This window comes from Pseudomonas sp. BF-R-30 (genome assembly GCF_019956175.1).
GTDB classification, from domain to species: Bacteria; Pseudomonadota; Gammaproteobacteria; order Pseudomonadales; family Pseudomonadaceae; genus Aquipseudomonas; species Aquipseudomonas jessenii.
This window is the reverse complement of the sequence record NZ_JAHBDE010000026.1, coordinates 20,483-40,101: the sequence shown is the minus strand read 5'-3', so window position 1 is coordinate 40,101 and position 19,619 is coordinate 20,483. Positions and strand designations below refer to the sequence as shown.

7 protein-coding genes are annotated in these 19,619 nt (G+C 62.3%); 2 read left to right on the top strand and 5 right to left on the bottom strand.

Features of this window, described 5'->3' with window-relative positions; translation table 11 throughout:
* Positions 1–67: 67 nt before the first annotated feature.
* A complete protein-coding gene (locus KGB20_RS15295) occupies positions 68–616 on the bottom strand; it encodes an RNA polymerase factor sigma-70 (RefSeq protein ID WP_223532743.1) in 549 nt (182 codons plus the stop codon).
* A 386-nt stretch (positions 617–1,002) separates the two neighbouring features.
* On the opposite strand from KGB20_RS15295, the gene KGB20_RS15285 reads away from it, so the two are divergent.
* Complete coding sequence (locus tag KGB20_RS15285) at positions 1,003–14,001, top strand: non-ribosomal peptide synthetase (RefSeq protein ID WP_223532741.1); 12,999 nt, start codon at positions 1,003–1,005, stop codon at positions 13,999–14,001.
* 62 nt (positions 14,002–14,063) lie between these two features.
* Here the strand turns inward: KGB20_RS15285 and KGB20_RS15280 are convergent, their stop codons facing one another.
* Positions 14,064–14,984, bottom strand: coding sequence for a hypothetical protein (locus KGB20_RS15280; RefSeq protein ID WP_223532739.1), 921 nt, complete (start codon positions 14,982–14,984; stop codon positions 14,064–14,066).
* Positions 14,985–15,298: 314 nt separating this feature from the next.
* On the opposite strand from KGB20_RS15280, the gene KGB20_RS15275 reads away from it, so the two are divergent.
* Positions 15,299–16,111, top strand: a complete 813-nt coding sequence (locus KGB20_RS15275; RefSeq protein WP_057713861.1) for an alpha/beta fold hydrolase — start codon at positions 15,299–15,301, stop codon at positions 16,109–16,111.
* 94 nt (positions 16,112–16,205) lie between these two features.
* Here KGB20_RS15275 and dsbG read toward each other — a convergent pair whose 3' ends face one another.
* From dsbG to dsbD, 3 genes are read right to left on the bottom strand one after another with little or no spacing between them, the layout of a single operon-like run.
* Positions 16,206–16,973 carry a thiol:disulfide interchange protein DsbG gene (dsbG, locus tag KGB20_RS15270; RefSeq protein ID WP_057713862.1) on the bottom strand — a complete coding sequence of 256 codons (768 nt, stop codon included), beginning with the start codon at positions 16,971–16,973 and terminating at the stop codon, positions 16,206–16,208.
* Complete coding sequence (locus tag KGB20_RS15265) at positions 16,949–17,803, bottom strand: TlpA disulfide reductase family protein (RefSeq protein WP_223532737.1); 855 nt, start codon at positions 17,801–17,803, stop codon at positions 16,949–16,951. The genes dsbG and KGB20_RS15265 overlap by 25 nt, the downstream gene beginning before the upstream one ends.
* Positions 17,803–19,539: a protein-disulfide reductase DsbD gene (dsbD, locus tag KGB20_RS15260; RefSeq protein ID WP_223532735.1), complete on the bottom strand. Its 1,737-nt coding sequence runs from the start codon at positions 19,537–19,539 to the stop codon at positions 17,803–17,805. Before dsbD ends, KGB20_RS15265 begins: the two co-directional genes overlap by 1 nt.
* Between the last annotated feature and the right edge of the window lie 80 nt (positions 19,540–19,619).

Below are 19,619 nucleotides of genomic sequence, written 5' to 3'. Positions count from 1 at the left end.
TTTCCTGTGTGCGCTGAACCTGTGGGAGCGAGCTTGCTCGCGATGGGCGCGATGCAGATTTCAGAACTTAGTGGCGAGCAGCCATATCGCCACGCTTGCCCGACACCTTGCGGCAGTGCACCAGCGCATCACGGATCATGAAGTTCACCAGGGTCGGCGAGACGCCGAGTTCCTTGGCGATGTCTTTTTGCGGTACGCCGTGCAGGCGGTACATCTCGAAGGCGTAGCGGGTGCGGCTCGGCAACTCGGTCAACGCATCGGCGATGTGCTCCAGTGTCGAGAAATTGATGTGCGACGTTTCCGGTGACGCACCCTGGATCACTACATTCAGCCCTTCCTCTTCAGGGCCGGAATACTTCTGCTCCAGCGCCTGTTTGCGGTAGTGGTCGATCGCCAGGTTGCGCACGATCTGGAACAGGTAGCTGAGCTGAGCCTTGATCGAACTGGTGATGGGCGGGGCCGATTGCAGCCGGAAGAATGCATCCTGCACAACATCTTCGGCACGTGAGCGGCAACCGGTAATTCGGGCTGCGATCTTCACCAGAATCAATCGATTGTCGACGAATGCCTGAAGTAGCGGTGTATCGCACCTGCTTGTGGATACTGGTTCCATCATGGAAATCACCTTGCTGCCAAAAGGTTAGTGGGACGGCGAATGAGCCGGGGGGGGGGCCGTCCTACACATCGAGCGACAAATTAGGCTTAATGATAATGATTGTCAAATGAGAAAAAGAACTAATGCGCTACAAAGGTAAAGAGTGAGAACTGCGACACGCTGACTCACTTCAGTCTGCTTTGCGTTCCAGCCTGGCGACTAATTATTTCCAGACTTCATCCGTTCTCATTGGTGAATTGCACAGCGCAACCCTCATCACCCTGTAGGAGCGAGCTCGCTCGCGATGGTCGTCAACGATGACGATGGGCGCCTGACACCCCGCGGCGTTCTCCGGATTTTCGCGAGCAGGCTCGCTCCTACCAAGCCGAATTCAGGCAGGAAACCTCATGACCGACGCGTTCGAACTCCCCAGCACAATGGTCCAAGCCCTTCAGCGCCGAGCGGCGCTGACGCCGGATCGGGTGGCCCTGCGCTTTCTCGCCGAGACCCCGGATCAGGCGGTGGTGCTCAGCTATCGCGAACTGGACCTGCGGGCGCGGACGATTGCCGGTGCGTTGCAAGCCCAAACGGATGTCGGAGACCGCGCGGTGTTGCTGTTCCCCAGCGGCCCGGATTACGTCGCGGCGTTCTTCGGTTGCCTGTATGCCGGGGTAATCGCAGTGCCGGCCTACCCGCCGGAGTCGACACGCCGTCATCACCAGGAGCGCCTGTTGTCGATCATCAGCGATGCCCAGCCGCGCTTGCTGTTGACCAGCGCCGGGCTGCGCGATGGGTTGCAACAGATCGAAGGCGCGCCGCCACTGCTGTGTGTCGATACCCTCGACGGTGCACTGGCCGAGCGCTGGGTCGCGGTGGACTTGCAGGACGATCACATCGCCTTCCTGCAATACACCTCTGGCTCCACCGCGCTGCCCAAAGGCGTGCAAGTCAGCCACGGTAATCTGGTGGCCAACGAATTGCTGATTCGCCACGGTTTCGGCATTGACCTGAACCCCGACGACGTCATCGTCAGCTGGCTGCCGCTGTATCACGACATGGGCCTGATCGGCGGCTTGCTGCAGCCGATTTTCAGCGGCGTGCCTTGCGTGTTGATGTCCCCGGCGTATTTTCTCGGTCGGCCGTTGCGCTGGCTGGAGGCGATCAGCGAATACGGCGGCACCATCAGCGGCGGGCCGGATTTTGCCTATCGCTTGTGCAGTGAGCGGGTCAGCGAGTCGGCCCTGGAACGGCTCGACCTGAGTGGCTGGCGCGTGGCGTATTCCGGCTCCGAACCGATTCGCCTCGACACCCTGGAGCGCTTCGCCGGGAAGTTCGCGACCTGCGACTTCACCGCGGACAGTTTCATGGCCTCCTACGGTCTGGCCGAAGCCACCTTGTTCGTGGCCGGCACAGCGCGCGGCCAAGGCATCGGCAACCTGCGGGTTGACGATCAGGCCCTGGCGCAGAACCGCATCGAAGCGGGCGAGGGCAGCCCGATCATGAGTTGCGGTATCAGCCAGCCGGCGCACGCGGTGTTGATCTTCGATCCTGTCTCGCTCAGCGAGCAGGCCGACAACGTCGTCGGCGAAGTCTGGGCCAGCGGGCCGAGCATCGCCTCAGGCTACTGGCGCAACCCCGAGGCGTCCGCCAAGACCTTCGTCCAGCACGCCGGGCAGACCTGGCTGCGCACCGGTGACCTGGGTTTTCTGCGCAACGGCGAACTGTTTATCACCGGGCGCCTGAAGGACATGCTGATCGTGCGCGGGCACAACCTGTACCCGCAGGACATCGAACAGACTGTCGAGCGCGAAGTGGAAGTGGTGCGCAAAGGACGCGTCGCCGCCTTCGCCGTCACGGTTGACGGTCAGGAAGGCATCGGCATCGCCGCTGAAATCAGCCGCAGCGTGCAGAAAATCCTGCCGCCCGAATCCTTGATCAAAGCCATTCGCCAGACCGTCGCCGAGGCGTATCAGGAGGCACCGAGCGTGGTGGTGCTGCTCCATCCGGGCGCGCTGCCCAAAACGTCCAGCGGTAAATTGCAGCGCTCGGCGTGTCGCAATCGCCTGGCGGACGGCAGCCTCGACAGCTACGCGGTGTTCCCGTCGGCCAGCAACGAAAGCACGGGCAATAGCGAGTCGGGATCGACGCTGCAAAGCTTGATCGCACGTATCTGGTGTGAGCAGTTGCAAGTGACACAGGTGGGCGCCGACGATCATTTCTTCCTGCTCGGCGGCAACTCCATTGCAGCGACGCAAGTGGTGGCGCGTCTGCGGGAAGAGTTGGGCCTGGAGTTGAGCCTGCGTCTGCTGTTCGAAGCGCCGACCCTCGGCGCATTCGCCGATGTCGTGACCCGTCTGCAACAGGACGGTGGCCTGGCCCAGGGCGCGATCACGGCACTGTCGCGCCAGCAACCGATGCCGCAATCCCTGGCGCAAAACCGCCTGTGGATCACCTGGCAACTCGACCCACACAGCAGCGCCTACAACATTCCTGGCGGCTTGCGCCTGCGCGGCGAGCTGGATGAGGGCGCCTTGCGCGCCAGTTTCCAGCAGTTGATCGAGCGCCACGAATCCCTGCGCACGCGATTCTTCGAGCGTGATGGCGTGGCGCTGCAACAGGTCGATCCGGCCGGTGAGTTCAACCTGCAACTGATCGACATCAGCGACCTGCCGGCCGCCGAGCGTGAGGCCCGGGCGCAGCAGATCCGCGAGGACGAAGCGCGGACCCGGTTCGATCTGGAGAAAGGCCCGTTGATGTGGGTGACGCTGGTGCGCCTCGACGACGAAGACCATCAGTTGTTGGTGACCCTGCACCACATCATCGCTGACGGCTGGTCGCTGAATGTGTTGATCGACGAGTTCTCGCGCCTGTATGCGACCGCCTCCCAGGGCCTGCAAGCGGTGCTGGCGCCATTGCCGACGCAGTACGCCGACTACGGCAGTTGGCAACGGCAATGGCTGGCGCAAGGGGAAGGCGAGCGGCAACTGGCTTATTGGAAAGACCGCTTGGGTGATGAACATCCAACCCTGAGCCTGGCCACCGACCATCCTCGCTCAGCACAACAACTGCACAGCGCCGCTCGCCACACCGTGCGTCTGGGCGCTCCCCTGAGCGATGCGATTCGTCAGACCGCCCAGGCCCATGAATCGACCGTCTTCATGTTGTTGCTGGCGGCGTTCCAGACCTTGTTGCACCGCTACAGCGGCCAACGAGATATCCGCATCGGCGTGCCCAATGCCAACCGTCCACGCCTGGAAACCCAGGGTCTGATCGGCTTCTTCATCAATACCCAGGTGCTGCGTGTCGAAGTGGATTCAAGTCTGCCATTCGTTGAGTTGCTGGCGCAGACCCGTCAGGCGGCGTTGGGTGCGCAAGCGCATCAGGACCTGCCGTTCGAGCAACTGCTCGAAGCCTTCCCGCAGGCCCGTGAACAGGGCCTGTTCCAGGTCATGTTCAACCATCAGCAACGCGACCTTGGCGCCTTGAAGCGCCTGCCGGGGCTGTTGGCCGAAGAGTTGCCGTGGCATAGCCGCGAAGCCAAGTTCGATGTGCAGCTGCACAGCGAAGAAGACCGCAACGGTCGCCTGACCTTGTCCTTCGACTATGCCAGCGAATTGTTCGATGCCGCGACCATCGGGCGCCTGGCCGACCATTTCAGCAACCTGTTGCGGGCTGTCTGCGAGCAAGCGGACATCGCCATCGGTGACCTGCCGCTGTTGACGGCCGCCGAGCAGCATCAGCAATCGGACTGGGCCAGCGCACCCTGCGCAGCGGCCAGTCAATGGCTGCCCGAATCGCTCAACCAACAAGTCCGGCTGACACCTGGGCGCCCGGCGTTGATCTGGGAGGGCGGCCAGATGGACTTCGCCGAACTCCACACCCAGGCCAACCGTCTGGCCCATTACCTGCGCGACAAAGGCGTCGGCCCGGACGTCTGCGTGGCCATCGCCTGCGAGCGTTCGCCGCAACTGTTGATCGGCCTGCTGGCGATCATCAAGGCCGGTGGCGCCTACGTGCCGCTGGACCCGGATTACCCCGCCGAACGCCTGGCCTACATGCTCAGCGACAGCGGTGTTCAATTGCTGCTGACGCATACCCGACTGCTCGAGCGCTTGCCGGCCAGCGAGGGTGTCAGTGTGATCGCCATGGACACCCTGCACCTGGACAGTTGGCCAAGCCATGCGCCGGGGCTGCATCTGCACGGCGACAATCTTGCCTATGTGATTTATACCTCCGGTTCCACCGGCCAGCCCAAAGGCGTCGGTAACACCCACGCGGCGCTGGCCGAGCGCCTGCAATGGATGCAGGACACTTATCGCCTGAACGAAACCGACGTGCTGATGCAAAAGGCGCCGATCAGTTTCGACGTGTCGGTGTGGGAGTGCTTCTGGCCGCTGATCACAGGCGCACGTCTGTTGATCGCCGGTCCCGGCGAACACCGCGATCCGCATCGCATCGCGCAGCTGGTGCAAGCGTACGGCGTGACCACGTTGCACTTCGTGCCGCCGCTGCTTTCGCTGTTCATCGACGAACCGCTCAGTGCTGAATGCACCAGCCTGCGCCGGCTGTTCTCCGGAGGCGAGGCCTTGCCCGCGGAGCTGCGCAACCGGGTACTGGCGCAGCTGCCGGCGGTGCAACTTCACAACCGCTACGGACCGACCGAAACCGCGATCAACGTCACCCACTGGCAATGCTCCAGCGCCGATGGCGAACGCTCGCCGATTGGCCGGCCGCTGGGCAATGTGATCTGCCGCGTGCTCGACAGCGATCTGCATCCCGTTCCGGTCGGTGTGCCGGGTGAGTTGTGCATAAGCGGCGTTGGCTTGGCCCGTGGTTACCTCGGTCGCCCGGCGTTGACCGCCGAACGATTTGTGGTCGATCCGTTGGGCGAGCCGGGCGCACGCCTGTATCGCACCGGCGACCGGGCACGCTGGACGGCGGATGGCGTGATCGAATACCTCGGTCGTCTCGATCAACAGGTCAAGTTGCGCGGGTTCCGGGTCGAGCCGGAGGAAATCCAGGCACGGCTGCTGGCCCAGGACGGCGTTGCGCAAGCCGTGGTGCTGGTGCGCGACACCGTGGCCGGGGCGCAGTTGATCGGTTACTACACCGCTGCGGACAATGCCGGGGACGAGGTCGAACAAACTGCGCGCCTGAAAAGCGCATTGGCCGCCGAACTGCCGGAATACATGGTGCCGGCGCAACTGATGCGCCTGGACAAAATGCCCCTCGGCCCGAGCGGCAAGCTCGACCGCCGCGCGTTGCCGGAACCGCAGTGGCAGGTTCGCGAGCACGTCGAGCCTGTGACAGAACTGGAACAACACATCGCCGGCATCTGGCGCGAAGTGCTGGGTTTGACGCAAGTCGGTTTGCGCGATGATTTTTTTGCCCTCGGCGGTCACTCGCTGCTGGCCACGCAAATCATCTCCCGCACCCGCCAGGCCTGCGACGTCGAGTTGCCGCTGCGGGCGCTGTTCGAGCACAGCGAACTCGGTGCGTTTGCCGAACAGGTTCGCCTGATCCAGGCCAGTGGCAGCACCAATAAACAGCCGCCGATTGAAAAAGTCGACCGCGGGCAGGCGGTGCCGCTGTCCTATTCCCAGCAGCGCATGTGGTTCCTCTGGCAGATGGAGCCCGACAGCCCGGCCTACAACGTCGGCGGCATGGCGCGGCTGCGTGGCGTGCTCGACGTGGCGCGCTTCGAGGCCGCGCTGCAAGCCCTGATCCTGCGTCACGAAACCCTGCGCACCACGTTCCCGAGCATCGACGGCGTCGCCCGCCAGCAAGTACACGCGCAAACCGGCGTGCGCATGGCGTGGAAGGATTTCACTGCGCTGGATGCCGAGGTCCGCGAGTGGCAGGTCCAGCAACTGGCCGACGACGAAGCGCACCAGCCGTTCGATCTGGAGACCGGACCTTTGCTGCGCGCCTGCCTGGTCAAGACCGCCGAACAGGAACACTACTTCGTTCTGACCCTGCACCACATCGTCACCGAAGGCTGGGCGATGGACATTTTTGCCCGGGAACTCAGCGCGCTGTACGAAGCGTTCGTCGATGACCGTGAATCACCGCTGGCGCCGTTGCCGGTGCAGTACCTGGATTACAGCGTGTGGCAGCGTCAGTGGCTGGAGTCCGGCGAGCGTCAGCGCCAGCTCGATTACTGGACCAAACAACTGGGCCGCGAACACCCGCTGCTGGAGTTGCCGGCCGACCGTCCGCGCCCGCCGATGCAAAGCCATCAGGGTGAGTTGTATCGCTTTGAGCTGAGCGACGACCTCGCGGCACGGGTTCGCGCCTTCAATGCGCGACACGGCCTGACCCTGTTCATGACCATGACTGCCGCCCTGGCCACGCTGCTGTACCGCTACAGCGGCCAGACCGATCTGCGCATCGGCGCGCCGGTGGCCAACCGCATTCGCCCGGAAAGCGAAGGGCTGATTGGCGCGTTCCTCAACACACAGGTGCTGCGCTGCCAGCTCGACGGGCAAATGTCCGTGGGCGAGTTGTTCGAGCAGGTGCGCCACACGGTGATCGAAGGCCAGTCCCATCAGGACCTGCCGTTCGATCATCTGGTGGAAGCCTTGCAACCACCCCGTAGCGCAGCCTACAACCCATTGTTCCAGGTGATGTGCAACGTGCAGCGCTGGGAGTTCCAGCAAAGCCGCACCCTGGCCGGCATGACGGTCGAGTACCTGGCCAACGATGCCCGCGCGACCAAGTTCGACCTCAACCTGGAAGTCACCGACCTGGACCATCGCCTGGGTTGCTGCCTGACCTACAGCACCGATCTGTTCGACGAGCCGCGCATTGCGCGCATGGCCGGGCATTGGCGCAACCTGCTGGAAGCGCTGATTGCCGATCCGCAGCAGCGCTTGAGCGAACTGCCGCTGCTGGCGTGTGGCGAACAACAACATCTGCTCGACAGCCTCGGCGTCGAGCCGGGCGAGCATCGGCTGGACCAGTGCATCCATCACCTGTTCGCCGAGCAAGCCTTGATGCGCCAGGACGCTCCGGCCCTGACCTTCGCCGGGCAAACCCTGAGCTATGCCGAACTCGACGGCCGGGCCAATCGCCTGGCCTGGATGCTGCGCGAGCGTGGCGTCGGACCGCAGGTTCGTGTGGGGCTGGCACTGGAGCGCTCGCTGGAGATGGTCGTCGGCCTGCTGGCGATCCTCAAGGCTGGCGGCGCCTATGTGCCGCTGGATCCGGAATACCCGCTGGACCGCTTGCATTACATGATTAAAGACAGCGGCATCGGTTTGCTGCTCAGCGACGCGGCGATGTTCAAGGCCCTGGGCGAGTTGCCGGCGACCGTCGGCCGCTGGTGTCTTGAAGAAGACGCCGCTGCACTGGCCAACTACCCGGCCACCGAATTGCCGTTGATCAGCCTGCCGCAGCATCAGGCCTACCTGATTTACACCTCGGGCTCGACCGGCAAACCGAAAGGCGTGGTGGTATCCCACGGCGAAATCGCCATGCACTGCCGCGCGGTGATCGAGCGTTTCACCATGCGCCCTGACGATTGCGAACTGCACTTCTATTCGATCAACTTCGACGCCGCCACCGAGCGTCTGCTGGTGCCGCTGCTCAGCGGTGCGCAAGTGGTGCTGCGGGCTCAAGGGCAGTGGGACGCGGAAGAAATCTGTGGCCTGATCCGTCGTCATCAGATCAATGTCCTCGGATTCACGCCGAGCTATGGCAGCCAGTTGGCGCAATGGCTGGCAACGCAAAATGAAACCCTGGCGGTGCGCATGATCATCACCGGCGGCGAAGCGCTGACCGGTGAACACCTGGCGCGCATTCGCGCAGCCTTCAAGCCGAGCCTGTTCTTCAACGCCTACGGCCCGACCGAAACCGTGGTCATGCCGCTGGCCAGTCTCGCCCCTGAAGTGCTGGAAGAGGGCGCCGGCAGCGTGCCGATCGGCAGCATCATCGGCGACCGCGTGGCCTACATTCTCGACACCGACCTGGCGTTGGTGCCGCAAGGCGCGACGGGCGAGTTGTACGTCGGTGGCGCGGGTCTGGCCCAGGGTTATCACCAGCGTCCGGGCATGACCGCGGAACGCTTTGTGGCCGATCCGTTTGCCGCCAACGGCGGACGTATCTACCGCACCGGCGACCTGGTGCGCCAGCGCGCCGACGGCCTGGTGGAATACCTCGGACGCATCGACCATCAAGTGAAAATTCGTGGTTTCCGCATCGAACTGGGCGAGATCGAAACCCGTATGCTGGAGCACGAATCGATTCGTGAAGCCGTTGTGCTGGCGCTCGATGCACCGAGTGGCAAGCAACTGGTCGGCTATCTGGTGACTGACGTCGCCGAACAGAACGAAGCACAGCAATCGGTCTTGCGCGAGGCCCTCAAGACGCATCTGAAATCGCAACTGCCAGACTACATGGTGCCCACGCACCTGATCCTGCTGGGCCGCATGCCGCTGACCGCCAACGGCAAACTCGACCGCCGCGCGCTGCCGGCGCCGGACCCGGAGCTGAATCGCCATCACTACGTAGCGCCGAGCAGCGAGCTTGAAGTCAGCCTCGCGCAGATCTGGTGCGAAGTGCTGAACGTTGGACAGGTCGGCCTCAACGACAACTTCTTCGAGTTGGGCGGTGACTCGATCCTGTCGATCCAGGTGGTCAGCCGGGCACGGCAGCAGGGCATTCACTTCAGCCCTCGCGACCTGTTCCAGCACCAGACCGTGCAGACCCTCGCCGCCGTGGCCAGCCGCAGCGAGCAGGTCAGCGCCGAACAAGGCCTGATCATGGGCGAGTCGGGACTGACGCCGATCCAGCACTGGTTCTTCGACACCGACATCCCGCAGCGCCAGCACTGGAACCAGGCGTTGTTGCTGCAACCGACCGCACCTCTGGAGCCCCATCGACTGGAGCAAGCGCTGCTGGCGTTGATCGAACAGCACGACGCCTTGCGCCTGCGGTTCAGCAAGGTCGCCGGTCAGTGGCAGGTCATGCACCAGGGGATTTCCGAGGCTCCGGTGTTGTGGCAGGTGCGCGTTTCGTCCATGGACAAATGCGCGGCCTTGTTCGCCGATGCCCAGCGCAGCCTCGACCTTGAAGATGGGCCATTGCTGCGCATGTTGCTGGTCGATGGTCCCGAGGGCCAGCAACGGCTGTTCATCGCGATTCACCACTTGGTCGTCGATGGTGTTTCATGGCGTGTACTGCTGGACGACCTGCAAACCGTGTACCGCCAACTCAACGCGCAGCAGTCGGTGAAACTGCCGGCGAAAACCAGCGCCTTCAAGGACTGGGCCGCACGGCTGCAAGCCTACGCCGGCAGTGAGTCCCTGCGCGAAGAACTGGGCTGGTGGCAGGCGCACCTGGCCGGGCCCACTGCCGATTTGCCCTGTGATCACCCCGCAGGCGGGCGGCAGAATCGTCATGCGCAAACCGTCAGCGTGCGCCTCGACAGCGAGCGTACCCGGCAGTTGCTGCAACAGGCACCGAGTGCCTATCGCACCCAGGTCAACGACTTGCTGCTGACCGCATTGGCCCGCGTGCTGTGCCGCTGGAGCGGTCAGCCATCGGCGCTGATTCAACTGGAAGGCCACGGCCGCGAAGCGCTGTTCGACGAGATCGACCTGACCCGCACCGTCGGCTGGTTCACCAGTGCCTACCCACTGCGCCTGACGCCGCTGAACATCGACGAAGCCGCCGGGCAGGGCGTGTCGATCAAGGCGATCAAGGAGCAGTTGCGTGCCGTGCCGCACAAAGGCCTGGGCTATGGCGTGCTGCGTTACCTGGCCGATGACCTGAGTCGCCACAGCATGGCGCAGTTGCCGGTGGCGCCGATCACCTTCAACTACCTCGGCCAGTTCGACCAGAGCTTCGGGGCAGACGCGCTGTTCCATCCACTGGATGAAGCCATTGGCGCGGCCCACGATGCCAATGCCCCGTTGCCCAACGAGCTGAGCGTCGACGGTCAGGTGTATGGCGGTGAACTGGTACTGCGCTGGACTTTCAGCGCCGAACGCTTCGATGGGCAAACCATCGACGAGTTGGCCGATGCCTACCTCGGTGAGTTGAACAGCCTGATCGAGCATTGCCTGCGCGACGACGCGGGTGGCCTGACGCCATCGGACTTCCCGCTGGCGAATCTCAGCCAGACTCAACTGGATGCGCTGCCGGTCCCGGCCGCCCTCATCGAAGACGTCTACCCACTGACCCCGATGCAGGAAGGCATGCTGCTGCACACCTTGCTGGAGCCGGGCACCGGCCTGTACTACATGCAGGACCGCTACCGCATCAACAGCGAACTCGACCCGCAGCGTTTCGCCCAGGCCTGGCAAGCGGTGATCGCCCGCCACGAAGCATTGCGCGCGTCGTTCTGCTGGAACGTCGGCGAAGACATGCTGCAAGTGATCCACAAACCGGGCAGCACGCCGATCGAATACCTCGACTGGAGCAATCTCGCCGAAGTCGAGCAAGAGCCGAAGCTGCAAACCTTGCTCAAGACTGAACGCGAGGCGGGGTTCGATCTGCTCAACCAGGCGCCGTTCCACTTGCGTTTGATCCGTGTCGGCGCGGCGCGCTACTGGTTCATGATGAGCAACCACCACATCCTCATCGATGCCTGGTGCCGTTCGCTGCTGATGAATGATTTCTTCGAGATCTACAGCGCCCTCGGCGAAGGCCGGGAAGCGCAGCTGCAGGTACCACCACGTTATCGCGACTACATCGGTTGGCTGCAGCATCAGAGCCTGGCCGAAGCACGGCAGTGGTGGAAAACCAACCTGCAGGGGTTCGAACGGACCACGCCGATCCCGAGCGACCGGCCATTGCTGCGCGAACATGCCGGCGACAGCGGCGGCATGATCGTCGGCGACCGCTATGCAAGGCTCGATGCCCGTGACGGTGCGCAATTGCGCGAACTGGCCCAGGCCCATCAGTTGACCATCAACACCTTTGCCCAGGCGGCGTGGGCGCTGGTGCTGCGGCGCTTGAGCGGTGATCGCGACGTGCTGTTCGGCGTCACCGTGGCCGGGCGTCCGGTGGACATGCCGCAGATGCAGCGTACCGTCGGCCTGTTCATCAACAGCATCGCGCTGCGGGTGAAAATGCCTGAGGACGGCCAGCGATGCAGCGTGCGCCAGTGGCTCACCGGTCTGCTCGACAACAATATGCAACTGCGTGAATACGAATACCTGCCACTGGTGAACATCCAGGAGCAAAGCGAACTGCCCAAAGGCCAGCCGCTGTTCGACAGCCTGTTCGTGTTCGAAAACGCCCCGGTGGAAGTTTCGGTGCTCGACCGTGCGCAGAGCCTCAACGCGACCTCGGATTCGGGCCGAACCCATACCAACTTCCCGCTCACGGCCGTGTGCTATCCGGGGGATGACCTGGGCTTGCACCTGTCCTACGACCAACGCTACTTCGATGAGGCCACGGTCGAGCGCATGCTCGCTGAGTTCAAGCGTTTGCTGCTGGCATTGGTGGAAGGTTTCCATGGCGACATGGCCGACCTGCCGTTGCTGGGGGCCGAGGAGCAGGATTTCCTCATCCATGGCTGCAACCAGAGCGAACACGATTACCCGCTGGAGCAGAGCTACGTTTCATTGTTCGAAACGCAGGTCGCCCGGCACCCACTGCGAATTGCCGCCAGTTGCCTGGACCGGCAATACAGTTATCTGGAGCTGAACCAGCGCAGCAACCGCCTCGGTCATGCGTTGATCGCCGCCGGTGTCGGGCGCGATCAACCGGTGGCCTTGCTGGCCGAACGTAGCCTCGACTTGCTGGGCATGATCATCGGCAGCTTCAAGGCAGGGGCGGGTTACCTGCCGCTGGATCCGGGTTTGCCGGGTCAGCGTCTGAGCCGGATCATCGATCTGAGCCGCACGCCATTGCTGGTGTGCACGCAAGCCTGTCGTGAGCAGGCGCAGGCCTTGCTCGAGGAGTTCGGCTGCTCCAGCCGGCCACGGCTGCTGGTCTGGGAGGAAGTCCAGGCCCTTGCGCTGTCGGCGGACAATCCTGGTGTCTACAGTGGTCCGGACAACCTCGCCTATGTGATCTACACCTCTGGTTCCACCGGTTTGCCAAAAGGCGTGATGGTCGAACAGCGCGGCATGCTCAACAACCAGTTGAGCAAGGTGCCGTACCTGAACCTGAGCTACGCCGACGTGATCGCGCAAACCGCTTCGCAAAGCTTCGACATTTCCGTGTGGCAGTTCCTCGCCGCGCCGTTGTTCGGCGCACGGGTGGACATCGTGCCGAACACCATTGCCCATGATCCCCAGGGCTTGCTGGCCCATGTGCAAAGCCAGGGCATCACCGTGCTGGAAAGCGTGCCTTCGCTGATCCAGGGCATGCTCGCCCAGGAACGCATGAGCCTCGATGGCCTGCGCTGGATGTTGCCGACGGGGGAGGCGATGCCGCCGGAACTGGCGCATCAATGGTTGCTGCGCTATCCGCAGATCGGTCTGGTCAATGCCTATGGCCCGGCGGAGTGCTCGGATGACGTGGCGTTCTTCCGCGTCGATATGGCTTCGACTCGTGGCAGTTACCTGCCGATCGGTACGCCGACTGACAACAACAAATTGTACCTGCTCGACGGAGCGCTGGAACTGGTGCCGCTGGGCGCGGTGGGTGAACTGTGCGTGGCGGGGACCGGGGTTGGTCGCGGCTATGTCAGCGATCCGCTGCGCACGGCACCGGTGTTTGTGCCGAACCCGTTCGGCGCACCAGGTGATCGCCTGTATCGCACCGGCGACCTGGCCCGCCGTCGCAGTGACGGCGTACTGGAGTACGTCGGGCGGGTCGACCATCAGGTGAAGATCCGCGGTTACCGCATCGAGCTCGGTGAAATCGAAGCTCGCCTGCACGAACAACCGCAAGTCCGCGATGCGGCGGTGGGTGTGCAGGAAGGGGCGAACGGCAAGCACCTGGTGGGCTATCTGGTCGCGGCGGATGTTGCGCTCGATCCGGCTGAACGCCTGGAGCGCATCAAGCAACGCCTGCGTGTCGAGTTGCCGGAATACATGGTGCCGCTGCACTGGTTATGGCTGGACAAGCTGCCGCTCAACGCCAACGGTAAACTGGACCGCAAGGCCCTGCCGACGCTGGAGATCGGTCAATTGCAAAGCCAGGATTACCAGGCGCCGCGCAATGAGCTGGAGCAGACCCTGGCAGACATTTGGGCCGAGGTATTGAAGGTCGAGACGGTGGGCGTTCGCGACAACTTCTTCGAGTTGGGCGGGCATTCGCTGCTGGCCACGCAAATCGCGTCACGGGTGCAGAAAACCCTGCAACGGGATGTGCCGCTGCGGGCGATGTTCGAATGCAGCACGGTGGAAGAGTTGGCCCGGTACATCGACGGGTTGACGGCCAGCGAGCTCACCGAGGAGAAAGTGGATCGCTTGAATGACCTGATGGCGGAGCTGGAGGGGCTGTAAGCGTCTCTCTGACAGTACGTCGAAGCACACTGAATCGACGTACTGTCAGACCACTAATCGGTTTACATGGGATTGAGTTTCCCCCTGTGTTTGACGGTTAGGTTATCAATGGAGCCGTGTTCCAAACTTTCCACCTCGACGCGACAAACGGGTCGACATTGTACGTCGTGAAAATGCACCCATGTCCTGCTTGTTACCCAGCGCTCCTCGAGCAACAGATCACCCTCGCCAATGAATCTGAAGGTGGCGCCCTCGCCGGTTGTCGCGTACGCGAACCTGATTCGGCTGCACTTCCATTTGAGTACTAAACGTGCCTGACGCAATGCTGATATTGGCTTTCCACAGCACAGAGCCAACGCATTCCCCTCAAGCATTCCCGGAGTGATTTCAGCGTCTGTTCGTACGACATGTAGCCCAATGCCTTTGATAGAGTCTTTAGGCAATTCGAACGTCAAAAGACGTGTTTCGATAATACTGCCAGGCCCGAGATACTCCTTTACTGGATAGTTTTCAAAGTCGTCGCTCTCTTCAATTTCAATCACCCGCAGATTTGCGGTGGCGTGAAGTAACTCAAGTGCGTTTTCCGGCAGCAGAGAAATCTTCGGATCCACCGGTGGTGTACCTGGTGCACCATCGAGCGTCACAGCTACCTTCAAGATGACGCAAGACCATTCCTCACAACCGGCCAGCCAATGGCGCGAAAGCTCCAACTTAAAATCACTTCCGTTCTCAGCCTCCTCTGCCGTCACAACGTGGTCTTCCAGCACCCACTCGAAACGGTAGTTGCTGACTTGGTATTCATTGCCCACGGCCAACACCCATAGTCGCTGTCCCGCCGTGATGTTCGGCCACTTCGGCAGGGCGAGCCGGGCATTGCCGGGGAACGTTCGCATGTCCAGCCAGCCCTCTGTCAAGTCACAAAATACGCTAGGGGTGACTTGATTAACCTCGGGAAGCGGCGGTTCGGATGAATGTTTGACCACGGTAAAAGCTCCTATCTGGAAAGAAGCAACCGCCAAGTCCATCAGCGGTTGGCTGCGGTTATTTATCTTCCCTAAACAAGGCTGTGGCTACTGTCAGACTTGACAGTTTCATTGGCCGAAAGAAGCTTGTCTGACCAATGGTTCTGCGTTGTGGGCACATGAAGGCGTTGATCTGACCAGGCACATCGATGGCCTGGCAGCCATCGACATCACCGAGGAGAAAGCGGCCGTACAAACGCATACATTCTCGCGATTGACTGCGATCCGTCAGCCGCTCAGTCTTCGGGCTCCCTTTTTGCTCGCGGAGACAGTCGATGCCCTTCGTAACGATAGACGGACAAGCCCTCCACTACATCGATCAAGGTACCGGTCCGGCGGTGCTGCTGGCCGGTAGTTACCTGTGGGACCAGGCCATGTGGGCGCCGCAGATTGCCGCGCTCTCGCAACAGTATCGTGTGATAGCCCTGGACCTGTGGGGGCATGGCCAATCCGGGCCGTTGCCTGTAGGTACGACGTCGCTGGATGACCTGGCGCGTCAGGCCCTGGTCCTGCTCGATCATCTGGACATCGAGCGGGTCACGCTGGTCGGCCTGTCGGTCGGCGGCATGTGGGGCGCGCGCCTGGCGTTGTCGGCAGCGCAGCGGATCAACGGACTGGTGCTGATGGACACCTACGCCGGCGCCGAACCGGAGCCGACTCGCCAGTATTACTTTTCACTGTTGAAGCAGATCGAAGAGGCGGGTGTCATCACGCCAGCGCTGCTGGATATCGTGGTGCCGATTTTCTTCCGGCCGGGCATTGATCCGCAGTCGGCGCTCTACCGGGATTTTCGTGCTTCCCTCGCGGCTCTACCCGCGGACCGCCTGCGTGAAAGCATCGCGCCGATGGGGCGGATTACATTTGGGCGCGATGACCAGTTATCGCGTCTGGGCGAACTGGACGCAGCGACCACGCTGGTGATGTGCGGCGATCAGGACAAGCCTCGGCCACCGGGTGAAGCCCGTGAAATGGCTGAGCTGATTGGCTGCCCGTGGGTGCTGGTGCCGGAGGCGGGGCATATTTCCAATCTGGAGAACCCAGGGTTTGTGACTGAAACCTTGTTGGCATTTTTGGCCGACAGAAATTAGTCGAATCTACCGACGCCATCGCGAGCAAGCTCGCTCCCGCAGGTGATCACCTTTCCCTGTGGGAGCGAGCTTGCTCGCGATGGGGGCGCTGAACTCACTTCGGCCCGAGAATCTTCGCCAGCTTGTCCGGCGACGGCGCGCCTTGCTGCTGTTGCAGATTGCCCTTGTCATCCATGTAGAAAATCGCCGGCGTCGCCTGCAACTCCAGCTCTTCCATCAATTGCATGTTGGCCGCGAACTTTGCCTGAATCGCCGGCGGCACTTCCTTCAAGGCCTTGAGCGAACTCTCCTTGCCAGCGGCTTCGTGATCCTGCAGGGCTTTTTCCGGGTCTTTGGCGGCGAGCAGCGCGGCGGATTTTCCGGGGCTGTCTTCGCGGATGATGCCCACCATGATGTGGCGCAACTGCACTTTGCCGGCCTTGACCCACGGCCGGGCCTGTTCCCAGAACATGTTGCAGTACGGGCAGTTCGGGTCACTGAACAGGTACACCACGCGCGGCGCATCCTTCTTGCCGTCGCCAATCCAGTTGCTGGTTTCGAACTTGGCCCAGACTTCCTTGGCCATCGGTGCATACACCAGTTTCTGCAAAGGTGCGCTGCTCAGGTCATTGCCCTCGGCGTCATACAGGTTGCCCAGCAACACGTGTTTGCCATCCGGGGTCAGGTACAGCGCCATGCCGCGGTTCTGGTACTGCGCGGCATAACCACGCAAGCCGTCGGGGGCGTCGAACTGGCCGACGATTTTCGCGCCTTTGGCCTCGATTTTCTTGATGGCATCGGGCAACTCTTCGGCCTGCACCGATGGCAGGTGCAACAGGGCAGCACCAAGGCTCAGGGTCAGCAGGTGGCGGAGGCGGGGCATGGCAGTTTCCTTGAAGAGGTGGCGGGTACGGTGTCGAAGTTTTCCAGCGCGCGGGCCAGGCTGGCTTCCGACAACTCGCCCAGATGGCTACCCAGCAGGCGACCCTCGGGGTTGTAGAACAGCGTAGTCGGCAATGCCATGGAACCGACGGCCTGGCTCAGACGCCCACTGCCGTCGAACAGCACGTTGGACAGGCTCAGGCCCTGGGTTTCCAGAAAGATCGCGACGCTTTGCATGCTTTCTGCCTGATTGACGAACAGGAACGTCAGGTCCGGCCGTTGTTGCTGGGCGTTTTCCAGCACCGGCATTTCCCGGCGGCACGGCGGGCACCAGGTGGCCCAGAGATTGATCACCAACGGGCCTCCCTTGTAGTCGGCCAGTTGCACGGTTTCGCCGGCGGCGTTGCGCAGGGTGATTTCCGGCAGACGTGTGCCTTGTTCATAAATCGACAGGGAGAACGTCGCCAACAGCCAGAACGCCAGACCACTGGCCACGCCAAAGCCCAATGGACGGCGCAGACCCGGGCGACGCCAGCCGCGATACAGCGTGGCGAGCAAAACGACCACTACCCCCGGCCAGGCGAGGAAACCGCCATCGCGCAGGTCGATGACCTGCCACGGATCGTTGCGATAGTGCACCCAATAGGCCGCCACGAAACTGATTCGGGCTGCCAGCATGCCCATCAGAAACAGGCTGAACAGCACCGACTCAGGGTTTTCACCACCACGCTTGGCGACCCGCCAGCCGACAAAAGTAGCCAGCGCCAGCGCACTGATCAACAGCAGGTGATTGAGCGCGATGGCAAAGGTGCCGAGGGTGAAAGTCAGCATTAACGGGCGTCTCGGGTGGTGGTCCAGCGTTGCAGGAATGTATCGGCATCGACCTCGCCGGTGATGCGCTGGCTGCGCCGCTCTTCACCGTCCACGCCAATCCACAGCAGGCTCGGTGGTCCTGGCACTTTGTAACGGCCGAGCAGTTCGCGGCTGGCGGCATTGTCGGCGGTGACGTCCAGTCGCAGCAAGCGCACATTGCTCAGGGCTTCGAGGACACGGGTTTTGCCGAAGACCTGTTTTTCCATGACCTTGCACGACACGCACCAGTCGGCGTAGTAGTCCAGCAGCACCCACTGGCCCTGAGCCTGTGCGGCGTCGAGTTCCCGCTGCAGTGCCTGCGGATCCTTGATGGTGATGAAGGCATCGTGGCCAACCGGCGCGGCGGCCACAGCCTGGTTCGAGGCGCGGTAGACCTGCAATGGCTTGAACGGATCATCGCCGCCACCGGCTGCACCGATCACCAACAGGCCACCCCATAAACCGAGCAGTAACGAACTGGCGCCAAACAGGTGCGCGATACGGCCAAAACCTTCCGACTGTTTCCAGGCACTGTAGGCCGCGATCAACAGCAGCGCACCGCACAAGCCGACCCACAGGGATTCGTCCAGTACCGGACGCAGCATCAACAATGCGGTGGCGAGGAACAGGAAGCCGAAAATGCCTTTGACCAGATTCATCCAGGCGCCAGGCTTGGGCATGAAGCGATTGCCGACAGTCACCAACACCAGCAGAGGCACACCGATGCCGATGCCCATGGCAAACAGAATCAATCCGCCATGCAGCGCGTTACTGCTTTGCGCGATGTAGAGCAGGGCGCCGGCCAGTGGTGCGGTCATGCAGGGGCCAACCAGCAGACCGGACAGCGCCCCCAGCACCCCGGCGCCGATCAGACTGCCGCCGCGTTGATTGCGCGAGACGTTTTCCAGGCGATCACGCACGGCCACCGGCAGTTGCAGTTCGAAGAAACCGAACATCGGCAGCGCCAGCAGCACGAAAATCGCCGCGAAACTGCCCAGCAGCCAGGGGTTCTGCAACCAGGCTTGCAGGTTCGCCCCGAGGGAGGCGGCCAGGACACCCATCGCCGCATACACCAGCGCCATGCTGACCACATAACTGCTGGCCAGGGCGAATCCGCGTCTGGGCGTGGCGCCACTGCCGACGATCAACCCGGCCAGAATCGGCAGCATTGGCAATGAACAAGGCGTGAAGGCCAGCAACAGGCCCAGGCCGAAGAACAGCACAAGGCTCCAGCCCAGCGCTCGTTGTTGCAGGCTGCTGGCCAGCGCCTGGTCCGGCGCTTCAGTGGCCGCATTCAGTGCATTGGTATTGCCCAGGTCCACGACTCTGGTTTGTGGCGGATAACACAAGCCGGCATCGGCGCAGCCCTGGTAACTGACCTTGACCTGACCGCTGGCACCCGCCGGAATTTTCAGTTCCAGGCCCTGACGGTAGACTTGCTGTTCACCGAAAAACTCGTCGCTGTGGGCTTCACCTTCCGGTAGCGGGGGGTGTTGCCCGACAGGTAATCCATCGAACTTCAAGCGTTTCTGATACAGGTAATAGCCGTCGGTGATCTGCCAATAGAGCTGGGTTTCACCGGATTCCAGGCGTTCAGTGGTAAACGCGAAGGCTTTATCAACCGGGAGGAATTCAGGTTTGGTGTCGAACGGATTGGTTCCCGCCTGGGCCAGGCCCACGATCAAGAGAGTAAAAAGTAAAAACAGACGACGCATGGATAAGCCTTTGTCCTGTGCTAATGAGGTGCACAGTGGCGGGTGGCGATTAACCGATGATTAACCGCCCCGGCCTTGTG